Raw genomic sequence first — 9,347 nt, forward strand, 5'->3', positions numbered from 1 at the left:
TAGCTAGTTATAAAATGGAATCTACTAAAAATTGCGATCGACTAAATTCTCACAACCCTTCACTTGACAAGTGGCTGCGATTTTTAATTATAGCCGTATTAGTCATAGGTATTTTATTTCGCTTCGCCAATCTCGATCGCAAATTTTACTGGATCGACGAAACATATACTTCTTTGAGAGTTTCGGGCTACACCGAAGCCGAAATAATTAAACAAATTTCGTACCAGAAAATAACCTCGCCTGCGGATTTACAAAAATATCAGCAGATCAATTCCGAAAAAACTGTAGGGGATACCCTGAATTCTTTAGCAACAGAAGACCCCCAACACCCCCCTCTGTATTACGTACTAGCGCGATATTGGGCGCAATGGTTCGGCAGTTCCGTTGCAGCAATGAGAAGTTTGGCCGCCGTGATTAGCCTGCTAGTATTTCCCGCAATTTATTGGCTGGCTTGGGAGTTATTTGAATCTTCAGCAGTAGCGTGGATGGCGATCGCACTTTTCGCAATTTCTCCCTACCACATCCTATTTGCCCAAGAAGCGAGACAGTACAGTTTGTGGACAGTAACTACTATTTTATCCAGTGCAGCCTTGCTGCGAGCAATGCGCCCTGAGTCAACTCAAAATGCTGTCGCCCTCGTTCTTTCCTGGGCGCTTTATGCAGGCACAGCAACACTGGGATTGTACACGCACTTGTTATTTGTCTGCGTCGCTGCCGCCCACGCAATCTACGTCGCAGTTATTGCCAACTGGCGCGATGTGAAAACATTCATTTCATATTATGTAGCAGCTTTAATCGCTTTGATCGGCTTCATGCCTTCCCTGCTAAATACTGTAGAAAACTTCAATCAAGTTAGAAGCACAACAGCATGGGCAGAACAAACAAATTACTTAAGATTAGTCAGCAGGTGGGTTGGTTCCGTCAGCATAGCATTTTTTGATATTGGCATTGATGGAACCGCCAACGCCACAGAACTAGCCTTGGTAATTCCAGTTGGCATCATGATTCTAGCTTTAGTTGGCTATGCCCTTTATTATCTATGCCGACAAACACCAAAGCGAGTGTGGTTGATTGTATTGTTATTAATTGCAACAACTGCTTTGTTTTTAGCAGTACCTGATATAATCAAGGGTGGAAGGCGATCGGCAAATCCGCGATATTTAGTTCCTTGTTATGTGGGAATTCAGCTAGCTGTGGCTTACCTGCTGTCTGCGAAAATTACTAACAATTTGGAGAACTTCAAACAGCAAAAACTGTGGAAAATAGTTATAGTTGCAGTTTTTGCCGCAGGTATTATATCCGGTGGAGTTAGTTCTCAAGCAGATATTTGGTGGAATAAAGGCAGCGGTTGGTTGCGCGCCTTGCAAGTAGCTGGGACTGTCAATCAAGCCAGCAATCCCCTAATTATCAGCGATGCCAATATCGCATATTTCATGCCTTTAAGTTATTACCTAGAACCAAAAGTCAAACTGCTAATAGAACCCCACTGTTACACTTCTTGTTACAAAAATCGAGAATTGGCAAAGAAAAAACCCCAACCCCCGCAAATTCCAGGCGGTTTCAGTGAGTTGTTTTTATACCGACCTTCCTCTACTTTGCGATCGGCAATTCAGCAACAAAATTATCAAATAGAGCCGGCTGACGCTAATGTTGAGCTTAATATGTGGAAAATTACCAAAAATAATCTAAAACATTAAGGCAAAAAACACGAGTTTGCTGCCACAAAGTAAATGTCTTATTCACTGCGACCTACTGGTCATAAACTGCTTTTTTGGAAGTATGTCGCAAGTATAATTTGATAGCTTTGCTTTTCGTGGTAAGCTAAAAGTTAAGAATCAAAAAATAACATCAAAAATCTCAAATGACAGTGACTGAAACCTCCAACATTCGTAAACTGCTGTGTGATCCAGACTTAGGGCTGATTCCTCACCTAGAAAAATGCCTGAAAGATTTGCACTCATCTGCGATCGCCAGTGGAGAGAAATTCAAGGTAGAACCTTACGATATAGAATTCAAAAGCTGCCACACCCAGAAGCATCCCAACGACCAAAAACCCCTCGTCACCCAGTCAGTGTTAATAAAAGTTCCCCTGACTGGGAAAGTTCAAGACAAGATGCACCTATATCTGATCGCAACTGAGTTGCAGAACCAAATCGACTTCAAAATTATCGACTGGAGTGCCTTAGAACGCCGTCAATACGACATTCAGGGCATCCCCTTAAAGCAGCCGATCACCAAAATAGACGGCCAGATGAATTACGAGTTAGTATTCGATCGACCAACCTACTGCTGCATCACCCTGTGCCGCCAATTTGACTTAACTTACGCCGCCAATTTTTAATACCAATTCCCAAAAGTAGGGACACGGCATTGCCTGTCCGGCGCGGGGAGTAGGACACGGCATTGCGGTGTCCCTACGGTTCGCTTTTAATAATTGGTAGAAGATTGAGGATTGTAGATTGATCGCACTTGCATCCAATTCAAACCGCTCGATTGGAAGTTTCCGCAAGAATCCTCTTAATATCAGCAGGAGTCAGACTCGGATTCGCTTGCAACATCAAAGCTATCACGCCGGATACTTGTGGCACTGCCATTGAAGTACCCGCAAAATATCGATAGGGAATCCCCGGTTGAGAAAGCGGCACAGTTGAATAAACATCACCAGAATCCGCCCTACCACCGTCGCCGCCCGGAGCAACAAAATAATTAATAGTCTCCGCACCCGCCCGGTTAGAATAATCTGCAAACAAGCCATTTCGGGTAACACCACCGACAGCAATTCCTACCTCATTGGCAAACCGAGCCGGATAATCTACTTGTGGGCGAGCATCATTTCCCGCCGCCGAAATCACGATCGCGCCTTGAGCTTCAGCCGCTCGAATCGCATCCAATTCTTGAGCATTCAACTGTTGACCGCCCAAACTCACATTTATTATCTTCGCTCCATTTGCTACCGCATAATTAATCGCATTAATTTCATCCCGAATTTTACCCACCCCGGCCCTATCGAGTATTTTCAAAGGCATAATCTTCGCAGTTGGAGCCGTTCCAGTAATCCCAACCCCATCTTTTTTCGCAGCAAGTAAACCCGAGATATGAGTGCCGTGATTGTTATCATCCATCGGGTCATTATCGTTGTTGACAAAATCCCATCCCCGGAAATCGTCAACAAAGCCATTGTTGTCATCATCAACCCCGTTGCTAGCTTTATTGCGACCGATCGCATCAACGCCCGTTTCCCCCGCATTACTCCAAATATTCCCCGTCAAATCCGGGTGATTGTAGTCAACTCCGCTGTCAATAACTGCCACTACAATGCCGTCTCCAGTCAAGCCCTGGGCCCAAACCTCTGGAGCTTTAATTAAATCTCTGCCCCACTCGTCGCCGCCCAAGTCGGGAACATCAGGAAAAGTTGCAGTACCTTGAGCTTTAGCAACTGCCGCTGCTGCATTCACCAAACCGAACCCAAAACGAGAGTCAAAACTCTGCAAGTTGCTCGCATTGTTAGTAAAAACAGTTGCCGGGGTTGCAGACAGATTGAGGGAGAAATTTGTACTGCCTTGGTATTGATAAACTCGGACAAAGTAAGTTCCTGCGGCTAAACCGTCGATGTCGATCGACTCCGGCGATAAATTCGGTTGTTGAGAAGAAGCAATAATATCGGTGAAGTCAATCGAATTGTCGCCGTTAAGATCTTTAATTAGGGCAACGTCAACATCCGCCGTCAAACCGCTGACAGTTAATTTAAAGTCGCTAGTTGCAGGCAAAGTAAAGCGGTAAAGGCCGTCGGGCCGGGCGTTGCTAACCGAGTCTGCGATCGTTTGAGTGCCTCCCAAAACGCCTAAATCGCGAGCTTGATCGAGTTGGTTGCCCAATACGGTAGTTGCAGAGATGAATGTATCGGCGAGGTCTTGTGGAGATGCGTTGGCTACCAAGCCTAAAATAGCATTGGATTGGCGAATTTTAATTAATGTATTGGAAATACCGGGGGCGATCGATATTTCTTCGAGAATCAAGTCAGCTTCGGTAAGATTGTCAGTCAGTCCGATCGAATCAACAAAACTGTTAAAGTCAGTAATCACGTCTGCAGCAGCCGGATCGGAGACTGCGGAGTCGCTGCGGAGGACAAAGGTATCTGGGCCCAAACCCCCTGTCAGCGTATCTTTGCCGCCATCGCCCACTAAAACGTCGCTGCCGTCGCCGCCGTTGAGGGCGTCTCCTCCCTTGCCTCCTTGCAAGGTATCGCTGCCGGCATCGCCAAACAGGAAGTCTGTGCCGGCACCACCGTTAAGCAAATCGTTGTCCGCACCCCCTAACAGGGTATCGGAATTGCCACCGCCGAGAATGCGATCGTTACCATTATCACCGCTGATGCGATCGGCATCCGACGAACCAACAATAAAATCGTTGCCGCCGAGGGCAAAAAATCCGTTAGGATAAGGAGTCAAAAAGCCCGGAGTCAAGGCGAAACTATTGGGGCTATCATCTAAAAGATAGGAAAGACCGTCAGGGCTCGGGCCGGGCATAGAAATGTACTCCTAGCGAGGTATATGGATCTAAATTTTAGATTTTAAATTTAAGTTTGTGCTTAAAAACGCCCTAAATAGTCTGTAAGGCGGGCATTACGCAAAGTCTGTAGAGGTCTGCATAGGTTAGGTTAAACAGATTTATTTCGTCATATCCTGTCGTAGAAATCAACCACAATTCCGCCTTTGCCCATCTCAAATATAAAATCTAAAACAGTATAACTTAATCCCAAATTCAAAATCGGGATCAGAAAATGGGAAAACAACACTTGCATCGAATTCAGAATTTTTTAAATCTCGCAAAATCGCATTTAAAGCCTTATTTGCGCTATTTGATTTTAGGCGGGACGTTTTTATTTATTGCCAAAGCTTTTTTAACTCACTGGCGAGAAGTCGCGAATATCCAAATTCGAGCCGAAAGTTTTCCGTTGCTGGCGATCGCCCTTGGCGTCACTTTATTGTCTCTAATTTTTGTCGGCTGGGTGTGGATGTTGATTTTGCGGGAATTCCGCCAACCTGTAACTGCCGCGTGGGCGATTCAAGTTTTTCTCAAAACTAATATTGCCAAGTATTTACCGGGGAATATTTGGCATTTTTGGGGTCGAATATTGGACGCCAAAAATGCCGGTATTTTCCCGAAAGCTGCTACTCTCAGCGTGTTGCTGGAACCGCTGCTGATGGCTTCGGCTGGTGTTTTGATTGGGTTGATTTGTTTTGACAAATTCAATTGGTTTTTGCGGCTTGTCGGTTGTGCTGCTATTTTAACGGCGATTCATCCCCGGATTTTAAATCCGATCGTTCTCTTTGTAGAGCGGTTGAAGTTATCAAAGAACAATGGAGAAAATTCAAAGGCTGGGGAGGCTGCGGGCGAGGAACTGAATTTTCGTGTAGAGTCTACCTCCAATATAGCTAAAAAAACATCGACTGTCAAGTCCCGCCGCAAAATTAATTTGCCAATTAAACGCTATCCTTTAGTGCCGTTACTCGGACAAATCTGTTTTATCGGATTGCGAGGCTGCGGATTTTTGCTAACTGTAATGGTTTTAACTCCGGTGAACTTTAGCAATATTCCCAGCTTGTTAGGTGCTTTTTGTTTTGCGTTTGTTGTCGGTTTAGTCGTACCGGGTGCACCGGGGGGGATGGGAGTATTTGAAGCAACGGCGATCGCCCTGCTGTCCGATCGCTTTTCTACGGGTATTATTCTGAGTGCGGTGGCTTTATATCGGATAATTAGCATTCTGGCTGATGTTTCCGGTGCATTTTTAGCTAAACTCGATCGCCAGCGCGATCGGCGCAGTAAGTGATATCATGTCCGGTCGAGCGACCTCGATTTTTGTAGGGTATCCCCTCACCAACAATACCTGCCAATAATTGACAAGCTCAAAAACCCGCCCCGACCGGGATATTATGGTTAATCGATCGGACATGATATGAGTGGGAAAATATATAATGCCAGCGGACTTGCCGCGATTAGCCGAGTCGAAAATATGTATTTTTATTAAGATTTTTTGCTTACGTACGTATGCTGGTATAGTTGAGCTTAGACAGAATTTTTTCAAATAATCTGTTTGAGTTCATCAAGAACAAAGCCACAAACAATATAGTCTGAATCAATAAATTTAAGACTGGCAAGCAAACCGAGTTGCTCTGAAAAAATTACAATTTTAGGTATTTGTACCCTCAAAGAAACGTTTTTTTTTGATTTCCGGTTTGGTAGTCCTGGATTTATGAAAAATTGTTAACTTTAGGATATAGGGTACACAGCCATGATGCCAGTTTTATCAGCAGGATCGATCGAACTTCCGAATCAAATGAACGCGGGCAAAGGGAGTTTTGGGAAAAAGAGCGATCGCTCCAATAACCCCAGTACAATAGTATTTATCGATACGGCAGTAGCAGACTATCAAACACTCCTAGATGGAGTGAAATTGGGAGTAGAAGCAATAATTATCGACTCCCACAGAGATGGAGTCGAACAAATTAGCGAAGTGTTAGCGAATCGCACCAATATTGACAGCATTCATCTAGTTTCCCACGGCGAACCGGGAAGCTTGCAACTCGGTAAAACCAGACTGTCTGTCGATAACCTAGAAGCTTATGGCAAGCAATTGCAGCAATGGCGGCGCGCTTTAACAATTGATGCAGACATCCTGATTTACGGCTGCAACATAGCAGCAGCATCCCGCGCTTGTCAGAAAGTCCGCCAGGGAATAAATTCCCTGTCTCAAAGCGAAAGTCGGTTGAAACCGACTAAAAACAATTTCATTAAACAGTCCTCTTTGGAGGACTTTTGCTATGAAACGGGGGTTGAAACCCCCGGCGTACTCGATGAACCAGCTTTAGACGCTACTAGCTTCCTCCACCGCATTGCATTCCTCACCGGTGCAAATATCGCCGCATCCAAGTATCTCACGGGGAGTGCAAAATTAGGTGGAAATTGGGAACTAGAAGAAAAAATCGGCAACATTAAATCGCCCCTAGCATTCGAGTCAAACGCGATGCAAAATTATGCGTCTGTTTTGGCTACCTATCCCGTAATTAATACGAATGATAGCGGTGATGGTTCTCTGCGAAGTGCGATCAATAAAGCCAATTCCAATCCCGGATTAGACACAATTAACTTTAACATTCCCGGCACTGGCCCTTATACCATTAACCTTTTCGGTCAAGCCTTACCTGTCATCACCAGCCCGGTTATTATCGATGGCAAATCTCAACCAGGATATGCGGGCAAACCCATTATCGAACTCAAGGGTAGTTTAGTCCAACAACCAGCCTCATCTGCGCCTTATTTTTATATTAATGGTTTAGATTTAGGCAAGAGTCCTTTTGGTGGCGCAGAAGATTCCAGTGGCAGTACCATTCAGGGATTGGTTATTAACGGATTTGGAAAGGGCGGAAATTCCGGTTTAGGTCAAGGCATTGGAGTACAGACTAACAACAATACCATCCAAGATAACTACATTGGCACTGATATTAGCGGTACGACTGCTGTAGGCAACACTTTGACTGGGATCAGAATCCAAAGTGACACTCAAAACAATCTTCCTAATGTCACCCCCATAACAGGTAATATTATCTCGCGCAACGTCATTTCTGGTAACGGTGATTTAGGAATAGGGGGCATCTTTATTCCAGGGCCAGCCACCAATACCAAAATTACTGGCAACTACATCGGTACAGATTCAACGGGTACAATAAACTTAGGCAATGGTGGCGATGGTATTTTTATCCTTCGCCAAAATACGAATAATACTATCATCGGTGGCATTGCAGCCGGGGAAGGCAATATCATTGCTAATAATCAACGTAGTGGTATTGAGATTGCTGGTAATACCAACAGTCACACGATCCAAGGTAATAGAATTTTCAATAACAAACGATTAGGTATTGACTTAATTGGCACTACTGGTGTCAATGGTAACGATTTAGGCGATGCGGACACAGGCAGCAACAACCTGCAAAATTACCCGGTTCTGACCTCAGTTAGTGGCAACACAGTCAAGGGCATTCTCAATAGCACTTCTAACACCAACTTCCGCGTCGAATTCTTTGCAAATACCAGTTATGACCCCGCAGGTGCAGGTCAAGGTGAAACTTTCCTGGGTTTCCAAGACGTTACTACAGATAGTGCTGGCAATGCTAATATCAACTTCGCCTACACTCCAGTAGCAGGCAAACCGGTTCTCGCTGCTACTGCTACTAATAAAACCACAGGGGATACTTCGGAATTTTCCCTTCGCAATCAACCACCAATCAACACCGTACCGGGAAGAACAACTACTACCACAACTAACCCTAACAATATTACCCTCAGCGGCGGAGAATTCATTGCATATAACGTTTTAGCGACACCATATCCGTCTGCTATTGACGTTTCAGGGGTAACGGGAAATGTAGACAGCATTACAGCCACTCTGAACAATGTCCGAACTTCTGATGTCTCTTCTATCGGTGAATCGCAGACAATCAACCTCTTGCTAGTTGGCCCACAGGGACAAAATGTGGTGTTAATGTCTCATGTTCCATCTCCACCGCTCAATAATGTTACGTTGAAGTTTGATGATAATGCTGCCTCTTTTCTTTTTTCCATAGTTCCAAATTCCCTGCCGCCAACTATCACTTCCGGAACTTACAAGCCGAGTAACTATTCAGCAAACAGTTTCCGCGATGTTTATCCCTTAGTTTTACCACCCGGTACGCCGACAGGGGCACCAGAAGGGCCTTACGGTTCGACTCTTTCTGTTTTTAACAAAACTAACCCCAACGGCACTTGGAAATTGTATGCGGTTGATGCCAACCAATATAATTCTAAAGCATCCGGTGCTACTACTCCAGGAAATATTGCCAGTTGGAGTCTCAATGTCACTACTGATATCGGCAAAGAAACGACGACTCAAAATACTCCTCGCATCTTCTCTGCTAGCAACGGCAATAGTATCTCTGTATCGGATGCAGATAGCGAGTCGGTGGAAGTTAATCTCAGCGTTACCAGCGGCACTCTTACACTCAAGTCGCTGACGGGAGTTACCGGATCGGGGAATGGCAGCAACATCCTGATTTATACGGGAAAACAGGCTGATATTAATGCTGCTTTAGATGGTTTAACTTATACGCCGAATCTGAACTTTAGTGGCACCGATACGCTGACTTTGACGACAAACGATCGCGGAGCTGCAGAATTAGGCGGTGCTCAAACCGATAGCGATCGTGTGGATATTACCGTCAATCCAACCACTCCGACTCCAACCACTCCGACTCCAACCACTCCGACTCCAACCACTCCGACTCCAACCACTCCGACTCCAACCACTCCGACTC

Annotated in this window: 5 protein-coding genes; 4 read left to right on the forward strand and 1 reads right to left on the reverse strand. The window is 45.1% G+C overall.

The annotated features are described in order from the left end of the window. The first annotated feature begins 14 nt into the window (after window positions 1–14). Together QUA04_RS01355 and QUA04_RS01360 are read left to right on the forward strand one after the other, a co-directional pair. The gene (locus QUA04_RS01355) at window positions 15–1,697 is read left to right on the forward strand and encodes a glycosyltransferase family 39 protein (protein WP_333253042.1); all 1,683 of its coding nucleotides are present in this window, start codon (window positions 15–17) and stop codon (window positions 1,695–1,697) included. 164 nt (window positions 1,698–1,861) lie between these two features. Further along, the gene (locus QUA04_RS01360; RefSeq protein ID WP_333253044.1) at window positions 1,862–2,341 is read left to right on the forward strand and encodes a hypothetical protein; all 480 of its coding nucleotides are present in this window, start codon (window positions 1,862–1,864) and stop codon (window positions 2,339–2,341) included. Window positions 2,342–2,480: 139 nt separating this feature from the next. Here the strand turns inward: QUA04_RS01360 and QUA04_RS01365 are convergent, their stop codons facing one another. After that, the gene (locus tag QUA04_RS01365; protein ID WP_333253046.1) at window positions 2,481–4,526 is read right to left on the reverse strand and encodes a S8 family serine peptidase; all 2,046 of its coding nucleotides are present in this window, start codon (window positions 4,524–4,526) and stop codon (window positions 2,481–2,483) included. A gap of 254 nt (window positions 4,527–4,780) precedes the next feature. On the opposite strand from QUA04_RS01365, the gene QUA04_RS01370 reads away from it, so the two are divergent. Both QUA04_RS01370 and QUA04_RS01375 read left to right on the forward strand, forming a co-directional pair. Then, window positions 4,781–5,830, forward strand: a complete 1,050-nt coding sequence (locus QUA04_RS01370) for a lysylphosphatidylglycerol synthase domain-containing protein (RefSeq protein ID WP_333253048.1) — start codon at window positions 4,781–4,783, stop codon at window positions 5,828–5,830. Between the two features lie 462 nt (window positions 5,831–6,292). Next, window positions 6,293–9,347 (forward strand): DUF4347 domain-containing protein (locus tag QUA04_RS01375; RefSeq protein WP_333253050.1); only part of this gene is annotated, 3,055 nt, incomplete at its 3' end.

It is taken from the genome of Microcoleus sp. S13_C5 (genome assembly GCF_036700845.1).
Taxonomy (GTDB): domain Bacteria; phylum Cyanobacteriota; class Cyanobacteriia; order Cyanobacteriales; family Microcoleaceae; genus Microcoleus.